This window comes from Psychrobacter sp. bablab_jr014, assembly GCF_016464015.1.
Lineage (GTDB): Bacteria > Pseudomonadota > Gammaproteobacteria > Pseudomonadales > Moraxellaceae > Psychrobacter.
This window is the reverse complement of sequence record NZ_JACDXT010000005.1, coordinates 64,779-85,622: the sequence shown is the minus strand read 5'-3', so window position 1 is coordinate 85,622 and position 20,844 is coordinate 64,779. Positions and strand designations below refer to the sequence as shown.

The window sequence follows — 20,844 nt, the reverse complement described above, 5'->3', positions numbered from 1 at the left end:
AAAGGTAGCACGTTTATGAGCATATTTAGGACATCAAGCAGTTTAATTATTGGCACTTTTGTTTCTTTGTGTATTTTAAGCTGCTCAGCAGGACAAGACATCTATGGCTATGCCTCCCCAATTATTACTGGGCAAGTCTTGGATAAAACCACCAATAAGCCCATAGAAAACGTTTCTCTTTTACAAACCAGTGCAGATACAACAATGACTGATCATAATGGGTACTTTAGACTACCTTCTTATAAAGAGGATTATACCACCTCTGATACTGGCAGGGGGATAAACCTCATGACTGAAGGTGGTTTGGATTTATATAAAGAAGGCTATAGAAGAAAAGTCTTTAGCAATTCTGGCTTCAAATTTTTAGAAGTAAAGTATACCGAAGAAGTACCATATCATATTCATTTGGGTAAGGTGTTTTTAGAGCCGCTACCAGAAGGTGTGGATATTAACGATGTTGAAGATGAGTACATTGATGACATGACATTTTGTCAGCCTAATGAGTCTCAAAAAGAAGTCAACTGTATGCCACTACCAGATGGAGTTACAAATGAAGCCTTATAAACTATTTGCCTTTATCGGTGTGCTAACGGTTCCATTAAGTGCTTGCTTGATACTAGAGCCTACTGATTACTACGTCACGCCAGCACTTTCAGGCCAGTTGCTAGACAGTGAAACTCAGCAACCTGTTGCTGATGTAAGTATTTACTTAACGGATGAACATCAAACGACTTCTGACAGCACAGGCAAGTTTACCTTGCCACCCATGGTCGTCTCAGATGATAAAAGACATAGACGCAATAGAGAACAGCTGCAATTCATTTATGAATACGCTGATATCATGATTGAAGGCGACGGATATCAGCGTCGCTTATTTAACGTGGATGGCATAGCTTTACTTACGCCAGCTTTGGATATCAATACACCAGTGTCAATAAATATGGGTAGTGTATACCTTACGCCACTAGCAGCAGGTGAGCATGTCTATGATAGGGTATATCAATATACTAAGACGATGAGATACTGTAAACCTACTGAGTCTCAAAAAGAAGTCGATTGCATACCCGTACCAGAAGGTAAAACTTATAAGCAAGTTAGTCCAAATCGTTCTGTAGAATAGTCTTCTTTACTTATCATCTAAACTGCTTTATGAATGATTAAAGTAAAAGTCTAGTATCATATTACACCCTAAATCCCCGCCGCGACTTCTGCCCCATCACGAATGGCGCGTTTGGCGTCCAGCTCAGCCGCAAGCTTTGCCCCGCCGATGACGTGATATTGCGCTTTGGGCGCGTCCCCAACTTTGGGCATCAAGTCCACCACCGATTCTTGCCCCGCGCAGACGATGACATTATCCACGCGTAGCAGTTGGCTGTGCCCTTGTGCGTTGGTCACCCAGATGCCTTCGTTGGTAATTTTTTCATAGTTCACGCCTGAGATTTCAATGACGCCGTGCGATTTGATGTGCGCGCGGTGTACCCAGCCTGTGGTTTTGTTGAGTCCTTTACCCAAGCGCCCTTTGCTGCGCTGCATCAAGTAGACTTGGCGTTTTGGTGTAATGCCTTCAGGTTTGTGCAGTCCGCCTGCGCTGTCGTAATCAGCGTCTTGGGTGACGCCCCACTCCTCGCGCCACTCTGCCACCGATTGGGGTTTGGGGCGGTAGCTTGGGTCTGCAAGCATGGTATCAGTCAGCACTTGCGTATGCTTAGCGGTCAAGTATTCACTGACATCAAAGCCAATCCCGCCCGCACCAATCACTGCGACCGTCGCGCCAGTCTCATGCTCTCCTGACAGCAGCTCGGCATAGCTTAAGACATGCGGCAGCTCTGCGCCCTCCAGCTTACCCTCAAGGCTACGCGGTACGACGCCTGTGGCAATGATGACGTGATGATAGTTGCTCGCCTCCAGCATATCGCTATCGACCGCGGTGTTTAATTTAACCTCAACACCAAGATGCTCAAGCTCATTGCGATAGTAGCGAATGGTCTCAAAAAACTCTTCTTTACCAGGAATGACTTTGGCGTAATTAAACTGCCCGCCGAGGCGCGATTTTGCCTCATATAACGTCACCTCGTGCCCGCGCTGGGCGGCAACGCACGCCGCCGACATGCCCGCAACTCCACCACCGACCACGGCGACTTTTTTGGGACGTTTGGCTTTTTTGTAGACCAGCTCGGTTTCATAGCAGGCTTGCGGATTGACCAAACACGTCGAGCGCTTGTGTTCAAAGGTATGGTCAAGGCAGGCTTGGTTACAAGCGATGCAGGTATTGATGCGCTCGCTTTGTCCCGCTTGCGCTTTGTTCGCCCAGTTGGGGTCGGCGAGTAGTGGGCGCGCCATTTGTATCAAATCCGCCTGCCCCGACTGTACGATATGCTCGGCGGTGTGCGGCATGTTGATACGGTTCGCTGCCATCACAGGGATGCTGACATGGCGGCGCACTTCGGCAGCAAAGTCGGCAAACGCGGCGCGCGGGACACTGGTGACGATGGTCGGCACGCGCGCTTCGTGCCAGCCAATGCCTGTGTTAATAATAGTCACGCCCGCCGCTTCCAATGCCTGCGCCACAGCAATGACTTCTGCCATGGTATTGCCGTCTTTGACCAAGTCGAGCATGGACAAGCGAAAGACGATAATAAAATCTTCACCGACCGCCGCACGCACCGCCTGCACAATCTCTACAGCAAAGCGCATGCGCCCGTCAATATCGCCGCCGTATTCGTCTTTGCGCTTATTTACATGGCGCGATAAAAACTGATTAATTAAATAACCTTCTGAGCCCATGACCTCGACACCGTCATAGCCTGCTTGCTTAGCGAGTGTGGCGGCGCGGGCGTAATCGCTGATGGTTTGCTGGATGTTTTTTGCGCTCATTTTGCGCGGTTTAAAGGGCGAGATGGGCGATTTAATCGGGCTTGGCGCGACCACAAACGGATGGTAGCCATAGCGCCCACTGTGCAGGATTTGCATCAAGATTTTGCTGTCGTGCTTGTGTACCGCGCGGGTTAAGCGCTGGTGGTGGATGACGTCCATTTTGGTGTTCATCGTCCCGCCTACGGGCAATAGCCAGCCTTCGCGATTGGGCGAGATGCCGCCCGTTATCATCATACCCACGCCGCCTTTGGCACGCTCGGCAAAGTAAGCGGCGAGCTTGCCATAATTATAAAAGCGGTCTTCTAATCCTGTGTGCATCGAGCCCATGACCACGCGGTTTTTTAGGGTGGTAAAGCCCAAGTCAAGGGGTGTAAACAGATGCGGGTAGTCGCTGTTGTGCGTCGGTATGTGCGAGTCGTTGGCGGCGGTGTTTGCCTGAGCAGCTGAGCGTGCATCCATGATGATGTCCTTATCGTCCCGAAGTTGATGGTAATGGCGCGGTTTTGGCGTTGCCTGTCGTTACGGATTATTGTCGTTGGTTAACTTAATTTTATCCTAGCATAGCGACTACAAGGCTCACTATGGTGTTAAACGACTGGCGAGTGAGTATTTTTTTGCGGCACAGTAATGTATGCTTTTTATATTTGTTTTCGCTGCATTTACTTTGTCTTGTGACTCTTTACTATAAGGAGTGCGGCGCGATGTTGTGTAGCCGTTCTGCTGCATTATTTTTATTTATGATAAAAAACATTTTTTTATAACACCGTGAATCGACTATTTTTGGTTGTTTTTATCAAAAAATTTACGCACAGTAGAGAGTAGCCATTGGTTAAAAAAGGAGACAACGCGCTGTGCTGCGGTTTTTGCCGTGTTTGCGATTTGACCTCTATACTTTACCCATGGTGACCTATTTTGAGCAACGGACTGCTTATATTCATTGACAAAGGACTGTCCCATGACCGACTTTCATACCGCGCTTGGCAAAAATAACGCCAACTACCAACCCTTAACGCCGATTGATTTTCTTATCCGTAGCGCGCAGGTCTACCCTGAGCAGACGGCGATTATTTATGATGATTTGACCCATCCTGCGCTGACGCAGACATGGGGCGAGACGTACACGCGCTGTCGCCAGCTGGCGGACGGTCTACGGCAGCTGGGTATCGATAAAAACGATACAGTAGCGGTAATGCTGCCGAACACGCCTGCGATGGTGGAATGTGCGTTTGGCGTGCCGATGTCGGGCGCGGTGCTGTGTACGCTGAACACGCGCATGGATATCAATGCGCTCAGTTTTTGCTTGCAGCATGCGGAGGCAAAGGTCTTGATACTCGACAGTGAGTTTGCCGATTATGTGGACTTACTGACCGAAACTTTTCCGCAGCTGATGATCATTCAAGCGACCGATGCGGCGATTGAGACGGACGACTTTGGGCTAATGAGCTATGAAGCGCTGGTAGCCAGCGCAACCGATTTGGACAATTGGGAGCTGCCGCAAGATGAGTGGGACGCGATTGCGCTTAATTACACCTCAGGCACGACGGGCAAGCCTAAAGGCGTGGTGTATCACCATCGCGGCGCGACGTTAAACGCCTTATCGAATATTTTAGATTGGGACATGCCTAAGCATCCGATATATCTGTGGACGCTGCCGCTATTTCATTGTAATGGCTGGTGCTTTCCGTGGAGCATCGCCGAGCGCGCGGGCGTCAATGTCTGCTTGCGTAAGATTGATGCCGATACGATTTTGCGCCTAATTGCTAAGTATGGCGTGACCCATTATTGCGCCGCGCCTGTGGTACACAGCATCATTGCCAGTGGCGATCAGGCATTAAAAGACGCCATCAGCCACCCTGTCAAAGGCTGGGTCGCAGGTGCGCCACCGTCTGAGGCGATGCTGAGCAATATGGAGGCGATGGGCTTTCACATCACTCACGTTTATGGCTTAACCGAAGTATACGGCCCTGTGACCATTTGCGCCGAGCATCCTGAATGGGCAGCATTAACTACCGCCGAGCGCGCGCAAAAAAAATCGCGCCAAGGGATGGTATCGCATCTGATGGCGGGCTTTGAGGTGTTTCAACAAGGCACGAGTAACCCTGTAGCAAGTGACGGCAAAGAAGTCGGCGAGCTGGCTTTACGCGGCAATCTGGTGATGAAAGGCTACTTAAAAAACCGTAAAGCAACTGAAGCGGCATTCGCGGACGGTTGGTTTCGTACAGGGGATTTGGGCGTCAAACAGCCCGATTGCTATATCAAAATCATGGACAGGCTCAAAGACGTCATCATTTCAGGGGGAGAGAACATCTCCAGCATCGAGGTTGAGAATACATTGTACGCCCTGCCTGCAGTACAAAGCTGCGCGGTGGTCGCTGCCCCTGATGACAAATGGGGCGAAGTGCCCGTTGCCTTTATTGAGCTGCATCAAGGCACGCATCTGACCCGCGATGAGGTACAAGCGCATTGCCGCGCACACTTGGCAGGCTTTAAAGTGCCCAAGCACATTGTCTTTGCCACCATCCCCAAGACCAGCACGGGCAAGGTACAAAAATTTGAGCTCAGACAAGCCGCCAAGTCCATTGACTATACCGCCGAGACGAGTGCTTAGCGTCATGTAGACTAAGACACGCCCTAGCCACTGATACGCGGTTCAAGCCATTGATAGAGTAGCATCCCTGCCAGCATCGCGGGGATAAACACCAGCGCTTGCCACTGTCCTGTGCCGAGCAGTACCCACGCAGGTCCAGGACAGATGCCAACCAGCCCCCAGCCGATACCAAAGAGCATCGCACCGAGGATTAAAGGTTTGCTCAAGGTACGCTTGCTGGGCAGCTCAATCGTCTCGCCGGCCCAGCTGACTTGTTGTCGCCGCGCCAGCCATACGCCGATAAATGCGGGTATCAGCGCTCCACCCATCACCAGCGCCAAGGAAATATCCCACGCTCCGAACACGTCCAAAAAGCCCCGTACCTTGGCAGGGTCTGTCATCCCCGATATCAGCAAACCATAACCGAACACCAAGCCAGCCACCAAACCGATGATATTTTTTAGCATTGTCCGCGCTCCTTACTGTTTAGGCTAACTTTGTGCTGTGCTATTTGTTTTTGCATGACCTTATTCATAGTATCCCCAGCCCATGACGCATCACAGTCACGGTCAAAATACCAAGCAGCATAAAGGTCAGTGTCGCCACCATCGAACGCGGCGACAGACGCGCATTGCCGCAGATACCATGCCCGCTGGTACAGCCCGAGCCAAGGCGCGTGCCAAAGCCGACGAGCAGTCCTGCGACAATCAGCAGCCACATCGAATCAGTCACCGTCACCTCAGGCAATGGCGCGCTCAGGGTATACCACCATGGCGATAAGAACAGCCCTAGCACGAACAATACCTGCCACAGCTCGACCCGCTTGGGCTTGAGCAGACTTGCGGTAATGCCGCTAATACCCGCCACGCGCCCGATGCCGAGCAGTAGCAGTACCGTGGCGACACCTATAATAAGTCCGCCCACTAACGAGGTGGGCGTAAAGGCTTGCCAGTCTATTTCAATCATCGCGCTACCCTCAGATTGCTTGTCTTAACATCGTTTATTTTAACGTATTATAATAATACATTATATAATAAAGTATAATATAAAAGTAAAAAAATACCAAGCCTGTATGACTTGGTACTTTTTATTTTTTAATCATCAGAAAAATAAGGCGGCGTATCAAGATGCAGAAGCGCACACCGTATCAAGCGCATCAGCAAAGCGCTGTACCGCGCCGTCCACGTCGGTCAATTTGTCTAAACCAAATAGCCCAATGCGAAAGGTCTGAAAGCTCTCAGGCTCGTCACATTTTAGCGGTACACCAGCGGCGATTTGTACGCCTGCATCAATAAAGGCGCGACCCTTATGAATGTCCTCGCGCTCGGTATATGATACCACCACTCCAGGCGCGCGGTAGCCATCGGCGGCGACACTGGCAAAGCCTTGTGCTTCGCAGCGCTCGCGGATACGCTCACCAAGCGCCCACTGCGCGTCATATAGCTTATCAAAACCGATATTTTTTGCTTCCATCAGCACGTCACGGAACTGGCGCAAGCCGTCGGTCGGCATGGTCGCGTGATAGGCATGACCACCGTTTTCATAGGCGCGCATGATGTTTAGCCACTGTTTTAAATCAATGCTAAAGCTGTCCGATTCGGTCGTGTCCACTGCCTCAATCGCCCGCTCGCTTAGCATCACCAATCCCGCGCACGGCGTGCTGCTCCAGCCTTTTTGCGGCGCACTAATCAGCACATCAATGCCCAAGGCCTCCATATCTAGCCACACGCAGCCTGAGGCGATACAGTCAATGACCAGCAGCCCGCCCACGCTGTGTACCGCTTCTGCCAGTGCCTTAATATAGTCATCAGGCAGGATAATGCCCGCCGAGGTCTCCACATGTGGCGCGAACACCACCGCAGGCTTGTCCGCTTTAATACACGCGACCACCGTGTCAATCTCGACAGGTGCAAATGGCGCTTGGGCGGTATCGTCCTTGCGCTCGGCAGTCAGTACGGTGGTGTCGTCCGTAATCTTGCCGCGTTCAATAATCTGCGTCCAGCGGTAGCTAAACCAACCATTACGCACAATCAAGCACTTCTTATCCGCCGCCAGCTGGCGCGCCACCGCCTCCATCGCATACGTGCCCGAGCCTGGCACAATCGCCACGCCCGCCGCGTGGTACACCGATTTTAGCTCGCGTGACAGATCAGTCATCACCGTCTGAAAGATCGCCGACATGTGGTTGAGCGCGCGGTCAGTATAGACCACGGAATATTCTAACAAGCCATCAGGATCAACATCGTGGCGTAACGCAGGCATGGCACACTCCTTGTTTTCATTGTTTATTCGGAAAGTTATTAAGGGACAATTATCGTCATTTATTGCGTCTTTGATGGTAGCACCGATAGCTAGGCATGACAATTGAGAGCCGCGTGACTGGCGGTTACACGCTGGGCATTTATCATTTTGAGGTTAAGAAAAGAAGGTATAGATAAGAAGAAAGGTCAGCGGGCACAAATAAAAAACGCTGCGATAAAAAAGCAGCGTATAAGCAAAATTAAAAAAGGAAACGACACATTAACAGTTAGCGGCGATAAGCATCATTCAGCCCCGAGACCACAAAGTCCAACAGCTCGCTGTCGCCCTCGCGCGCCGCTTTGCGCATCAGCTTTGATGGCGCGTGGGTCAAGGTTTGGGTCAGGCGGCGGGACAGCTCGGTCACGATGTCTTCAGCTTGGCTGTCGCCTTGTTCAAACTGTGCCAGTGCCGCACTCAGAATCGTTTCGACCTGCTGGTGCGTGCGCTCACGGTATTGCTGAATGTCTTTGCCCACTTGGCGCACCTGAAAGCGGCGCTCAATTTCTACCACCAGCTGACTGACCAGCAGCTCGGCGTCTACAGCGGCTTGGCGGCGCTGCTCGATATTACCCGCAATCACGTGCTGCAAATCATCAACCGAGTACAGATACACATCATCAATGCGGCTGATGGTCGGATCGATGTCGCGCGGCACGGCCAAATCAATCATCAATATCGGCTGATAGCGGCGGCGCTTTAGAGCGCGCAGGGTCATGCTTTTGTCAATCAGCGCGTCCATACTGCCGCTACAGCTGCTCACGATGTCCGCTTCTGCCAGCACTTCAGGCAATGCCGATAGCGGCTCGGTACGCACCTCGCGCCCCGCTTGGCGCAACTCGGCGGCGAGGAGTTCGGCGCGTTCAGGGTTGCGGTTACAGATAATCACGCGCCCAACACCCAGCCCCGCGATGTGCGTGGCGACCAGACGGTTCATCTCGCCTGCCGCGACCACGAGCAGCGTGCGCTTTGACATATCATCAAAGATTTGCGTGACCAATTTCGCTGCTGCAAAGCCGAGCGATACTGCTTGCGCGCCGACACTGGTATCATTACGCACTTGTTTTGCTGCGGCAAACATTTGGTCAATCACCCAACCGAGCTGATTGCTAAGCGCTTGCTCTTGTTGCGCAGTCTGTACTGCTTTTTTGATTTGCCCCAAGATTTGTGGCTCACCCAGTATCATCGAGTCCAGACCTGCTGCCACACGTAGCCAATGGGTCAGCGCGTGCGTGTCTTGATAAACGTACAGATAAGGGTCAATTTCACCAAGTGCCAAATGCTTAAAGTCTGCCAGCCACTGCTTTAATAGGCCAATATGCCGCTGCATGGCAGCATGACTGACGCTACCACTTGCGCTTTGCGTGCTTTTTTTATGGCGGGATGTATTGCTGTCACTGTCTGTATCGCTGTCTTGTTCATACGGTACGAGTGCATACAGCTCAGTACGGTTACAGGTCGAGACAATGACGCTGCCGTCACTGCGGGTTTTTAGGCCGCTCAGCGCCTCTGTCACCTCGTCACCCACAAACGCCAAGCGCTCACGCAAAGCGACTGGTGCAGTTTTGTGATTGACGCCAATGACCACTAATCTCATTATTGATAAACCATAACTGTAACGCGGGGGTATCGCCTCGCCAGCCAATCCTATAGCTTGGTAGCGGCGTCCGATATGCGTATGCGTGATACATAAGCCACCGCTATCGCCTGCTGCCGAGCGCGCAAATCATGTGCGGCGTCCAGACATCGGAGATATGGGTGGCTATAGATAGTATAAGATGTGTATAAAGCGGAATATTATAGCATTATTGGCAGATTTATTTAATACTCCTGCGCGTCTATCGTCACCACCTATATGTGTCGCACTTGTAACACAGATGACCAAAGCATGTAACACGAGTACCATTGTTTAATGTGTCATTAAACTTTTATAATCTTGTTATTGCACTGTTTTTTTGATAAAGAATGCGAGTTATGATGCCTCTTGGGTCTTTGTGGTATACCGTCTGTACCTCGACGCGCTGGGTTACCAAAGCGCAAATCTGGTCATTTTTAGCCACACAAGTTCAGCGTCCTAGCGCCTTTGCTTTGGCATTAGGGCTGTATTGTAGTGCGCCTGCGCATGCGTCCTTGTTAAGTAGCCTACTGGGTCATAAAACGCCCAGTAGTACGGTTGCGCCTGTAGAGTCGCCCGCGCCTGTTGAGCCTGTTGTTAATGCCGAGACAATGACAGACAGTGACCCAAGCAATCAACCCAGTCTTTATGCTTTGTTAGCGGCAGAATTTGCCGCCGACCGCGGCGACCCTGAGCGCGCCTTACAATTATACAAGCAGCAATCGTTAAAAGAGGACGCTACAGCCGTGTTTGAGCGCGCGCTTGGCTTGTCGCTGCAATACGATGATGTCAACACCTCGCTGCGTTTTGCCAAAGCATGGCAGGACAGAAACCCCGACCACGTGCCAGCGTGGTTTTATGTCGCGCATTTGGCATTAAAGGCGCACAATTACGAGCTGGCGGGCAAAACCTTGAATCGCATCTTACGCTATGACCCACGCGCCGATTTGAGCGAGATTCTCATTGGTATTTACCCAACTACCGAAGCCGACCAACGCGCCCTACTTATCGCTTTAGAGCCGATTGACAGTACCCAAAACGCTTCGCTATCGGTATTAAAAGCAGGTCTGCTGCTACAAGCAAACGCACCCAAAGACGCACTGGTACATATTGACCGTGCCTTAGCACGCCAGCCCAATTACGCACCCTTTATTACTTTAAAAACCGATATTTTGCGCAAAATGGACAGCCCTGATGCTGCGCTGTCCTATATCGACCAAGCACGTCTGCGCAATCCTGCCAGCAAGAGCTTGTACTTGTATCAGATTCGCTATTTGCTTGATTTAAAGCGCAGTCACGAGGCGTGGGCGCTGTTATTAAACGCGCACGAGCGCTTTATCGACGATGCTGAGATTACCTTACTTGCTGCTTTGGTGGGACTTGATATTGAAGAATACCGCCGCGCTGAGCAGCTGCTCAACACCTTAGTATCTCAGCCTATGTATACCGACCAAGCCTATTATTATCTGGGTATCAGTGCCGAGCGTCAGCAGAATATTGATATGGCAAAGCGTTATTTAAACGCGGTGATGCGTGAAGACTTGGTACTGGCGGCGCGTGAAAAAGTGGTGGCGTTTGAGCTGTTAGAAGACAACTTCGATGCGGCCATCGCTACCGTGGTTAAGCTGCGGGCACAATTTAGCGTCTTTGCGCCTGACACCTATGTCTTGCAAGCTGATATTTTGCGCCAACGACAAAAAACCGATGAGGCTTTGCACCTACTGACCGTAGCCAATCGTCAGTATCCTAATAATGAGATGATTTTGTTTGCTCGCGTACAGCTCTTGGACAATCAGCAAGACTATGTCATTAAGCGCGCTTTGCTGCAGCATCTACAAAATATTGATGCAAGCAATCTTGCCTATCAGCTCAGCTACGCGCAGCTGCTCATGGCGCATGAAAGCACCATATCACAAGGGCTGACCATTGCCCAAAGCATCATTAATGTGCGCTATGACGACCCGCGCTATGACAGCAATTTACATCTTGAAGCGCTCAACCTACTCGCCGAAAATGCGCTTAATCAGCAAGACTATATGCAGGTCATCGACTATCTACAAACGCCGTACGATGTCTTACCCACCTTAAGCTCAGGCGTGTTGTTGCTGCGCGCTTATCAAGGTATGGGCGAGACGGCCAAAGTGCAAAGTCTGCTCGAAGATTTGCAGCGGCGCTTTGCGTTTGGTCAGCACAATATCAATGACCGCGTGCAACAGTATTAAGTTGGCATGGTTTGAGCATGCTGGGAGATTTTATGATGCTGGCAATACAAAAAAAATAAACACTCACGCATAACCGCGCAACAAAACCCGCGTAGGCTAAGCTGAATAATATTCTATTAATGCATTACTTTATAAGAACTTGATAACATTTTGAGGAACGATTATGCAGCAGAATCTATCTACTTTTGTGGCGCGGACGCCCGCGCGTCTTTGTCGTCATGTTTTGCTGGGTACATTAGCCATCGCGACCCTTGCAGGCTGTCAGTCCATGCAGGCAGGCAAAGCCACCACCGCACCCACCACCAGCATTCCGCAAAAGCTAGAGAACTTTAATATCAATGGTAAAATCGGCGTGACCGTACCAAGTGACAGTGGCACTACAGGCGGCAGTGCGTTTTATGCGTGGGCGCAAGAGGATGACCGCTTTGCCATCGAGCTGATTGGCGCACTGGGCATTGGCAAAACCAACATCGAATACAATGGCTCAACGGCAACCCTTGTCAGCGAAAAAACAGGCACGATGACCGCAGACGACCCTGAAACCTTGCTGCAAAAAGCTACTGGCTGGCAAGCGCCCATCTCACAAATGCCGTACTGGATTTCTGGTCGCTCCGCACCCTCAGATAGCAATAGCGAGACTGACGCGCAAAACCGCCTCATCAGCGCAGTCAATGGCGAATGGCAAGCGAGCTTTAGCTACTCAGGCAACGACACCAAGCCGAGCAAAATTACGGCGCGTCAAAGCCAAGGCTATAAAGTTGTGATGACCATTAACCATCAAAACTGATTGGCAAAACTCAGCCAAGTTTGTACAAACACGCGCTAAAAAATGTGATTAAACAGGCAGCCTTTATATAAACGGCTGCCTTTTTTATACTGGTATTTTTGTTATTCACGCTTTTTATCCGTTGTATCTTTGCCCCACCGCGCGAAGCGGTTACAATCTTTTCTCACCTTTCTTTTTGCCATATCTATTATTTGGGCTACCGACTGCTATGAACCGCACGCCAAGCATTATCACCCGCTTTTCTCCTGCCAAGATCAATCTGTTTTTGCACATCACAGGCAAGCGTAGTGACGGCTATCACGACTTACAGACTGTGTTTCGGCTGCTAGATTTTGGCGATACGATGCAGTTTACGGTCGGTGATACGGGGGCGACCCAGCCTTTTATAAACGACAGTGAGGCATTATGCCGCGCTCTCGTCACGATTGACGGCGCAGAAGCTATTACTCAAAATATCGGTGATAATCTGATTTTTAAGGCAGCGCACGCTTTATTACGTACTGCTATTGAAGATAAGCGCTTACCCGATACCCTTGCTACCATCAAGATTGCCATTGATAAGCGCTTGCCCATGGGCGCAGGTTTGGGCGGCGGCTCGTCCAATGCCGCGACTACCTTACAGACGCTTAATACCTTGTGGCAATTAAAGTATCAGACAGAGACACTACTGAGCATCGGGCGCAGCTTGGGCGCAGATGTGCCAATATTTATCTTTGGTCAAGACGCGATTGCCACAGGTATTGGCGAGGTATTGACGCCGATTGATTTGCCTGCGCAGACCTATTTATTATTAACACCCAACGCGCACGCGAGCACCGCTGCCCTATTCGCGCATCCCAAACTGCGCCGCGATATTGCCCCGATTGATACGCAAACGGTCATCAGCGAAACAGCTCAGTTTACTGAGGCGCTCAGTCCACGCTATCACAATGTCTTCACCCCTGTCGTGACTGAGCTTGCGCCTCCTGTACAAGCGGCGCTCGATTATTTGCATACGCTTGAGGCAACAGCAGGTGGTCACGCGCGCATGACAGGCTCAGGCAGCGCGGTATTTTTGCCGATTGCTGCGCATCTTGCGGACGATAAGGCGCTACTGGCAAGATGGGTAAAAGACGCGCCTTGTCAGGGTTATGTGGTGGGGAGTTTGTAAGATACGCATTTTTGTAACTTGAGGCGCTAAGTACAGCTCATCTTACTGTTGTTAATTCTCAAGTTGTATGAAAATAAACTGACGCCATCATCTGATAACGATAAAGAAATCCCAGAAAAAATCAAAAATGGGTTGCAAAATCTAAAAATTTACTTATAATAGGTCGCCACAATAGGGGTATAGCCAAGTTGGTAAGGCATCAGGTTTTGATCCTGACATCCGTTGGTTCGAGTCCAGCTACCCCTGCCATATTTTGTTTTATTGCTATTGCCTTGATTGCCGCTTTTTGTAGCAATCTTTGGATAGCAATTGACAACACCTTCTCATCTTCGGTATAGTTCGCAACGAACGTCATACTGTTTGGGAACGCCGTAAACTACGGCAAACACTGCATGATAAGACATCCTCACGACTTATCATTAAAGCGGTATACAATACAGGGGTATAGCCAAGTTGGTAAGGCATCAGGTTTTGATCCTGACATCCGTTGGTTCGAGTCCAGCTACCCCTGCCATTTTCTGCAGTACTTCACCATCTTTTCTTTCTTAATTTGAGCAGTTTGTCACTGCTTAGCGGTCGCTGCTTGAGTCAATCAATAGGACTTCAGTCATGCCTTATTTGGCGATTTTTACAGGTAATGCTCACCCTGAATTAGCGAAAACCGTAGCCGACCATCTACACATTCCGCTTGGCAAAGCAGATGTTACCCGCTTTTCTGATGGCGAAATCGCCGTAGAAATCAAAGAGCACGTTCGTGGTAAAGACGTCTTTATCATGCAGCCGACCTGCTCACCGACCAATGATAACCTGATGGAAATCATGATGATGGCGGATGCCTTGCGCCGCTCTAGCGCAGGCCGTATCACTGCCGTGATTCCTTATTTCGGTTATGCGCGTCAAGACCGTCGTCCTCGTTCAGCCCGTGTGCCTATCTCTGCTAAAGTCGTCGCCGATATGCTAAACATCGTCAGCATCGACCGCGTCATGACCGTTGATTTGCACTCAGATCAGATTCAGGGCTTCTTTGATATTCCTGTAGACAACATCTACGGCACGCCTGTGCTATTGAATGATTTGAAAAAGCAAGAATACGACAACATCATGGTCGTCTCACCTGACGTGGGCGGCGTGGTGCGGGCGCGTGCGATGGCGAAACAACTGGGCGATACTGACATGGCGATTATTGACAAGCGCCGTGCCCGTGCCAATGAATCACAAGTGATGCACATCATTGGTGATGTCCGTGACCGTGATTGCGTCATCGTCGATGACATGGTCGATACTGCAGGTACACTGTGCAAAGCTGCTGCCGCGCTAAAAGACAATGGTGCGCGCCGCGTGCTTGCCTACATCACGCACCCTGTATTGTCAGGCAATGCGCTAAACAACATCAACGAGTCAGCGCTCGACGAAGTGGTTGTGACCGACACCATTCCACTATCAGATGCAGCAAAAGCTTGCGGCAAAATCCGCCAAGTATCTATCGCCTCGATGCTGGCTGAAAGCTTACGTCGTATCAACAACGAAGAATCTATCAGCGCGATGTTTGAATAAGCTGCACTGAGAACATACTTTGTGTAAAAAGCCTCGATGGCCACATGGCTCTCGGGGCTTTAAACCTTTATTTTTGTTAAAAAAACGCGTATAATGCGCGCCTGTACTGACCATTTGGTCGGTTGCAGCACATCTTAGCGCGCCCGCTGTCGAATTGGTCGCAAATTTGCAGCCTTAAGCGCCGCTTTTATTATTTTTTATAGGATTATATCCATGAGCACGAATCATTTTGAACTCACTGCAGTTGATCGTTCTGTTGAGCAGCAAGGTAAAGGTGCGAGCCGCCGCCTACGTAAGCAGAACCTAGTTCCTGCAATCATCTACGGTGGCGACGCTGAGCCTACCGCTATCGCTTTGCGTAACAACGAATTGGTAAAAGCGCTAGAATTCGAAGCCTTTTTCTCACACATTCTAAAAATCGAAGTCAACGGCGAAGTACATCAGGCCGTTATCAAAGACTTGCAGCGTCATCCAGCAAAAGGCTACCCAATGCACGTTGATTTCCAACGTATCGTTAAGGGTCAGACCATCCACATGAACGTACCTGTTCATTTCGTTGGTAAAGAAGACGCACCAGGCACCAAAAACGGCGGCGTTCTATCTACGCTTGTTTCTGACGTTGAAGTGGTTTGCCTACCATCACAACTTCCAGAATACCTAGAAGTTGACGTGTCTAACATGGAAATCGGCGACACTTACCGTCTATCAGACATCGTATTGCCAGAAGGCACTGTGATTCATGAGCTTGAGCTAGAAGACGGTACTGACCGCACTATCGTTAACATGCAGCCACCAACGGTTGAGCCTGTTGAAGACGATGCTGACGACGTTGATGCTGATGACGTACCTGCTACTGAGCAAAACGACGAAGAGTAATCACGTCACAATATGGTCTTGTGGCGGCACATTGTTGCCACAGGTCATGCGTCATACGACAAGCTTTGGCTTGTCATGGCAGCAGGGGATAATCTCTCCTGCTGTTTTTTTTAGCGTGTAGGTTTTGATGCTATCAATATCTTATTAGACACGCTCTATACACGCCCCTATTTTTAATTGTCTTTGTTCGCTCATTTTATTCACCCTCCAGCCATAGAGTATTGTCATGTCTTTAAAGCTCATCGTCGGTCTTGGTAACCCTGGTCAGCAGTATATGTATACCCGCCACAATGCTGGGTTTTGGTTTGTGCAGCATTTGGCACACCAGTTCAATATTGAATTGACCCCTGAAAAAAAGTTCCATGGCGTTGCTGGACGTGGACGCATACATGGGCATGATGTGCGTTTGCTGCTGCCCTTGACCTTTATGAATAAGTCGGGACAGTCGGTCGTGCCGATGGTCAATTTTTATGACATTGATAACAGTCAGCTACTGATTGCCCATGATGAGCTGGACATTCCAGCGGGCAGCATTAAGCTAAAAACGGGCGGCGGACATGGCGGGCATAATGGGCTACGCGACATCACGCCGCATATTGGCAGTGACTTTCATCGTCTGCGTATCGGCATTGGGCATCCTGGGCACAAGTCCAAGGTTAGCGGTCATGTATTATCCAAAGCGCCTGAGGGCGAGCAAGCGGCGATTGATAGCGCCTTGACGGCGGCATTTGATGCCTTGCCGCTCCTGCTCCATGGTGATACTGAACGTGCGCGCTCACAGATTAATGGTTTTAAACTGCCTGACTGACCCGCTATGATGGCGAGGGTGACGCGCCCGCCCATAGACAGCGCTCGGTGATACTGGCGTGTTGGGCATAGGCTGCGTATAATCTCGACTTATTTAGGACTGGTTCCTATTACTTTTGACCTCTGTTTTAAACATTGTGACACAAAGGACGTTAGCCATGCTTTTAAACATGCTGAAATGCAAACTCCACCGCGCACGCGTGACCCATGCCGAGCTGCACTACGAAGGCTCTTGTGGTATCGACAGCGACCTACTTGACCTCGCGGGTCTGCGTGAGAATGAATCGATTGATATCTACAACGTGACCAATGGCAAGCGCTTTCGCACCTACGTCATCCGCGCTGAAGCAGGCTCAGGCATCATCTCGCTAAATGGCGCTGCGGCGCACATGGCAGACCTTGGCGATATCGTGATTATCTGTGCCTACGCGCAGATGGATGAAGCCGAAGCCGACCAGCATTTGCCAAAGCTGGTGTACTGCAATGAAGACAACACGGTCAAAGACACCGCGAACATCATTCCTGTACAAGTGGCATAAGACGGTTTATTGCTAAAAGTGCTAAAAATCGGATGAAACATAAAGGGGCGCATTCTGATGGAGTGCGTCCCTTTTTTTATATTAATCATTTTTTATGCTGGGTTTTTATAGTCAGCAGTAAATAAAAAGCTACCTCAAGACAGATACTCGCGATGAAACGCTGCTTTTCTTGCTTGCTGTGGCTCTGTCTTTTGATGCTGCGAAAAACAGCGTTTAATCTCACTATCTCCACTTTACAAGGACTTAACTATATAGCTACGCCGCCAGCGCTTCCAAATCTATCAGCTGATGACAATAGTGCCTGAGCACGTCATGGTCGTGACTGACCAGCACCAGCGTACAGTTTTGCGTTTGGCACTGTGCTATCAGCAAATCGAGCGTCTCTTTTTGGGTAATCGGATCAAGGCGCGAGGTGACTTCATCGGCGAACAATAAGACAGGCTCAAACAACAGCGCGCGCAAAATCGCTACCCGCTGTAGTTCACCGCCCGACACGTTCAGCGCGTTACGGCTTAAAATAGCCTTGTCCAACTTGAGCGCGGCAAGTAAGGACGGTATGCGGCTGGCGTCTAGATTGTGCTTACGGATGACATCATCGAGCAAGGTTTGTAGCGGTACGTGCGGGGCAAAGGCGGCAGGCGGGTCTTGATACAGCTTGAGCACTTGATGTGCTTTGGGTCGCTGTTGCCAGTCAATGCTGCCACCTGCTGGGGTTAAGAGTCCACACAGCGCATCACCAAAGGAGCTTTTGCCAATACCGCTACCGCCGACCACGCCCAGCACTTCAGAGGGGCGCAGAGTGATATTTAGCTTATCAAACAATACCCGCTTACCACGTGCCAACGCCAAGTCGCGCACTTCTAATAGCGGCGACGCTTCGGTACGCGTCTTGTCTTGGGCTTGCCAGCGGTGTGGCGCAGCTGCCATTAACTGCTTGGCATAGTCTGAGGTCGGATGCTCTAACACTTGCGCGCCCAGACCTTGCTCCAAGAGTTTGCCCTTTTTCATCACCATGATGCGGTCATTGCTACCCGCGCTTAACGCCTTTGCCACATCAATATCATGGGTGATGGTGAGCAGTGTGCCGCCGTCTTTGGCGACTTGTTGGAGCAGCGCTATCACCGCTTGTTTGTTCGCTTCATCCAGCCCCTTGGTCGGCTCATCGGCAATCACGATGTACGCGTCGCCCGCCATGGTCACGGCAAAAGAAGCGCGCTGCGCCATGCCGCCTGAGAGCTGATGCGGATAATAATGGGTAAATTTGCCCAGCCCCAACGCAGTGAGCTTGTCTTGTGCCAAAGTGCGACTTTTTGCCGCGCTGTGCTTGGCGACCAAATGACAGCTTTCCCACACCTGATGGGCAATGGTCATGGTCGGGTCTAAGGAGCGGCTCGGCTCTTGCGGCAGCATCGCCATACGTCTGCCCCAATAGGCACGCATCTGGCGGGCACTTAACGCCTGATTTTCAATCAAGATGCGCCCCGTCGTCACCAGCTCGCTTGGCAATGCCCCGATAATCGCCTGTGCCAGCAAGCTCTTGCCCGAGCCTGTCTCCCCCAAAATGGTCAGGTTTTGTCCCGCATGTAGCGTCACACTGATTGGCTCAACCAGTACTTGTCCTGCCCTCGTCTGTACAGTCAGCGTGTCCGTACTGACCAATACCGTATCGCTGATTGATGTCATTGTATTTTTCCTGAGAGTAGTTGTAGGCTAAAGACCAAAATAAATACCGCAATAATGGGCTGCAAAAATACCCACGGCGCTTGGTAATAATAAGGAAACAGCTCGGTCATCATCAGACCCAGCTCGGCAGTCGGTGGACGCAAGCCCACATTGACAAAGCCCAAAGTCGCCAACGCCAGCACTGCATTGGCTGCCGCAAAAGCGCTCAGCGTCGCCAATACAGGTAAGATTTTGGGCAAAAAGTGGCGCTTAAAACAGTACAAAAAGTCCATACCCATCAGGCGTGAGCATTCAACCTCGCCACTTTTGGCAATGGTGCGCGTCATCGCCCGCACCATACGAAAAAACTCCACCCACAGCACGAGCGAGATGCCCAAATACATCGCCCAAAACGAATTGGGCGCGATGGCAGCGAACAGCAATACAAACAATAGCCCAGGCAGTGCCATAATGATATCGCACACAAAGCTACACCCCGCGTCTATCCAGCCGCCAAAATAGCCACTGGTCACGCCTGCTAACAAACCAAAAAACAGCGCAAAACTGACCGACAGTACAATCAGTGTCAGCGACAAACGAATCGCCGAGGCAATACGCGCCAGCATATCACGGCCAAAATGGTCAGTACCCAGCCAGTGATTGACGCTCGCCGCCTGTAGTGTGTTATCCAGATTTTGCGTACTGGCATCCATGGGATAATACAGCGGCTGCAAAAAAGCAAATGCCAGCAGCAGTAAGAACAACCCGCCACCTACCTTTTGGCCAAAGGACAAGTCTTTGATAGAAATAAAAGCAGTCATCAAAACAGTCATAACCTCAGCGTCTTAATCAACGCATACTGATAAGAAGATAAAAAAATAAAGGCATCAGCGGCATATATATCACGCCACACGCGGGTCGATCAGCGCACTGAGTAAATCCACCACGATGTTGAGTATCACAAACATCGCCCCCATCACGAGCGCTGTACCCTGAATCATCGGCACATCACGCGCAACGATGGCATGTACCAGCGCGTGTCCACTACCTGGCCACGCAAACAGGCTCTCGACAATCACCACGCCCTCAATCAAAAATACCAGCTGCACTGCGTGGTATGTCAAAATTGGAATCGCCACGTTACGCAGACCATGGCGACAAAAGGTCGTCCATTCGCTCAGCCCCTTTAAGCGCGAAAACGTGTAATACTCCGAGGTCTGTACCTGTACCATCGCATGCCGACTGACACGCATCGACACTGCCGATAAGCCAATGGCCAACGTCAGTGCAGGCAAAATATAATGTTCAGGCGTGCCGTACCCTGCCGCAGGTAGCCATTTGGCCTCCACCGCAAAGAGCAACATCAGCACAATACCGACAATAAAAATCGGTGACGAGCGCACCACCGTACTGACCACCAAACTCAAACGGTCAATGATGCCATTAGGCTTTTGCGCGGCGAGTAGCCCAAGCGGCGGCCCAATAAAAAATGACATTGCTAGCGCAACGAGCGCCAACGCCAGCGTATGCCCAAACTGATGCGCAATCTCCGCCCATACAGGGTCGCCACTGACCAAAGAGTTACCGAGTTTGAGCTGTAGCAAGTCCCCAAACCAGCTGATATAGCTGTGCCACCACGGCTGATCCAGTCCCAGCTCCGAGCGCACCAGCGCGGCGGCAGCGGCATCTGTCTGATCATAGCCATAACGACTGGCGGTAATGCGATATGCCATATCGCCAGGCAAGCTGCGCGTCAACACAAAGGTCAGCGTCCCCACCGACCATACGACCAGCAGCAGCTGTAATACATAACGTAAAATGAGCTTTGGCATAGCATCCCATCATTTGTTTTTAATTGGTTCTTATCCACTTA

General features: G+C 50.6%; 19 protein-coding genes and 2 tRNA genes. 13 read left to right on the top strand and 8 right to left on the bottom strand.

Features of this window, described 5'->3' with window-relative positions; genetic code table 11:
* Positions 1–15: 15 nt before the first annotated feature.
* Both JIE71_RS01420 and JIE71_RS01415 read left to right on the top strand, forming a co-directional pair.
* Positions 16–564, top strand: a complete 549-nt coding sequence (locus tag JIE71_RS01420) for a hypothetical protein (protein ID WP_199506946.1) — start codon at positions 16–18, stop codon at positions 562–564.
* Complete coding sequence (locus JIE71_RS01415; protein WP_199506945.1) at positions 551–1,120, top strand: carboxypeptidase-like regulatory domain-containing protein; 570 nt, start codon at positions 551–553, stop codon at positions 1,118–1,120. The genes JIE71_RS01420 and JIE71_RS01415 overlap by 14 nt, the downstream gene beginning before the upstream one ends.
* Before the next feature lie 68 nt (positions 1,121–1,188).
* Here the strand turns inward: JIE71_RS01415 and JIE71_RS01410 are convergent, their stop codons facing one another.
* A complete protein-coding gene (locus tag JIE71_RS01410; RefSeq protein ID WP_199506944.1) occupies positions 1,189–3,333 on the bottom strand; it encodes an NADPH-dependent 2,4-dienoyl-CoA reductase in 2,145 nt (714 codons plus the stop codon).
* Between the two features lie 496 nt (positions 3,334–3,829).
* Between JIE71_RS01410 and JIE71_RS01405 the strand changes: the two genes are divergently transcribed.
* A complete protein-coding gene (locus JIE71_RS01405; protein ID WP_199506943.1) occupies positions 3,830–5,482 on the top strand; it encodes an AMP-binding protein in 1,653 nt (550 codons plus the stop codon).
* Positions 5,483–5,505: 23 nt separating this feature from the next.
* Here the strand turns inward: JIE71_RS01405 and JIE71_RS01400 are convergent, their stop codons facing one another.
* From JIE71_RS01400 to JIE71_RS01390, 3 genes are all read right to left on the bottom strand, one after another.
* Entirely contained in the window at positions 5,506–5,928 is a 423-nt protein-coding gene (locus tag JIE71_RS01400; RefSeq protein ID WP_199506942.1) for a DUF6691 family protein, read from the bottom strand.
* 64 nt (positions 5,929–5,992) lie between these two features.
* Complete coding sequence (locus JIE71_RS01395) at positions 5,993–6,427, bottom strand: YeeE/YedE family protein (RefSeq protein ID WP_199506941.1); 435 nt, start codon at positions 6,425–6,427, stop codon at positions 5,993–5,995.
* Positions 6,428–6,583: 156 nt separating this feature from the next.
* On the bottom strand, positions 6,584–7,723 hold the full coding sequence (locus JIE71_RS01390) for an aminotransferase class V-fold PLP-dependent enzyme (protein ID WP_199506940.1): 1,140 nt from the start codon (positions 7,721–7,723) through the stop codon (positions 6,584–6,586).
* On the opposite strand from JIE71_RS01390, the gene JIE71_RS12545 reads away from it, so the two are divergent.
* Positions 7,722–7,829: a hypothetical protein gene (locus JIE71_RS12545; protein WP_416231993.1), complete on the top strand. Its 108-nt coding sequence runs from the start codon at positions 7,722–7,724 to the stop codon at positions 7,827–7,829. The two genes, JIE71_RS01390 and JIE71_RS12545, sit on opposite strands and share 2 nt — an antisense overlap.
* 159 nt (positions 7,830–7,988) lie before the next feature.
* Here the strand turns inward: JIE71_RS12545 and hemA are convergent, their stop codons facing one another.
* Complete coding sequence (gene hemA / locus JIE71_RS01385; protein WP_199506939.1) at positions 7,989–9,356, bottom strand: glutamyl-tRNA reductase; 1,368 nt, start codon at positions 9,354–9,356, stop codon at positions 7,989–7,991.
* A gap of 377 nt (positions 9,357–9,733) precedes the next feature.
* On the opposite strand from hemA, the gene JIE71_RS01380 reads away from it, so the two are divergent.
* From JIE71_RS01380 to panD, 9 genes are all read left to right on the top strand, one after another.
* The gene (locus tag JIE71_RS01380; protein WP_228284488.1) at positions 9,734–11,596 is read left to right on the top strand and encodes a hypothetical protein; all 1,863 of its coding nucleotides are present in this window, start codon (positions 9,734–9,736) and stop codon (positions 11,594–11,596) included.
* 163 nt (positions 11,597–11,759) lie between these two features.
* Entirely contained in the window at positions 11,760–12,383 is a 624-nt protein-coding gene (gene lolB, locus JIE71_RS01375; RefSeq protein ID WP_416231992.1) for a lipoprotein insertase outer membrane protein LolB, read from the top strand.
* A gap of 208 nt (positions 12,384–12,591) precedes the next feature.
* Positions 12,592–13,533: a 4-(cytidine 5'-diphospho)-2-C-methyl-D-erythritol kinase gene (gene ispE / locus JIE71_RS01370; protein WP_199506938.1), complete on the top strand. Its 942-nt coding sequence runs from the start codon at positions 12,592–12,594 to the stop codon at positions 13,531–13,533.
* 173 nt (positions 13,534–13,706) lie between these two features.
* A tRNA-Gln gene (locus JIE71_RS01365) sits at positions 13,707–13,782 on the top strand.
* A gap of 189 nt (positions 13,783–13,971) precedes the next feature.
* Positions 13,972–14,047 (top strand) — tRNA-Gln (locus JIE71_RS01360).
* Between the two features lie 95 nt (positions 14,048–14,142).
* Complete coding sequence (locus JIE71_RS01355) at positions 14,143–15,087, top strand: ribose-phosphate pyrophosphokinase (protein ID WP_199506937.1); 945 nt, start codon at positions 14,143–14,145, stop codon at positions 15,085–15,087.
* 213 nt (positions 15,088–15,300) lie between these two features.
* Positions 15,301–15,963 carry a 50S ribosomal protein L25/general stress protein Ctc gene (locus JIE71_RS01350; RefSeq protein ID WP_199506936.1) on the top strand — a complete coding sequence of 221 codons (663 nt, stop codon included), beginning with the start codon at positions 15,301–15,303 and terminating at the stop codon, positions 15,961–15,963.
* Between the two features lie 226 nt (positions 15,964–16,189).
* The gene (gene pth / locus JIE71_RS01345) at positions 16,190–16,771 is read left to right on the top strand and encodes an aminoacyl-tRNA hydrolase (RefSeq protein ID WP_199506935.1); all 582 of its coding nucleotides are present in this window, start codon (positions 16,190–16,192) and stop codon (positions 16,769–16,771) included.
* Positions 16,772–16,928: 157 nt separating this feature from the next.
* Entirely contained in the window at positions 16,929–17,309 is a 381-nt protein-coding gene (gene panD / locus JIE71_RS01340; protein ID WP_199506934.1) for an aspartate 1-decarboxylase, read from the top strand.
* Between the two features lie 255 nt (positions 17,310–17,564).
* On the opposite strand, the gene JIE71_RS01335 is transcribed toward panD, so the two are convergent.
* The 3 genes from JIE71_RS01335 to JIE71_RS01325 form a co-directional block, all read right to left on the bottom strand.
* Complete coding sequence (locus JIE71_RS01335) at positions 17,565–18,992, bottom strand: ABC transporter ATP-binding protein (RefSeq protein ID WP_199506933.1); 1,428 nt, start codon at positions 18,990–18,992, stop codon at positions 17,565–17,567.
* Complete coding sequence (locus tag JIE71_RS01330) at positions 18,989–19,792, bottom strand: ABC transporter permease (RefSeq protein WP_199506932.1); 804 nt, start codon at positions 19,790–19,792, stop codon at positions 18,989–18,991. The genes JIE71_RS01335 and JIE71_RS01330 overlap by 4 nt, the downstream gene beginning before the upstream one ends.
* An 81-nt stretch (positions 19,793–19,873) precedes the next feature.
* Positions 19,874–20,803 carry an ABC transporter permease gene (locus JIE71_RS01325; protein WP_199506931.1) on the bottom strand — a complete coding sequence of 310 codons (930 nt, stop codon included), beginning with the start codon at positions 20,801–20,803 and terminating at the stop codon, positions 19,874–19,876.
* Positions 20,804–20,844 lie beyond the last annotated feature (41 nt).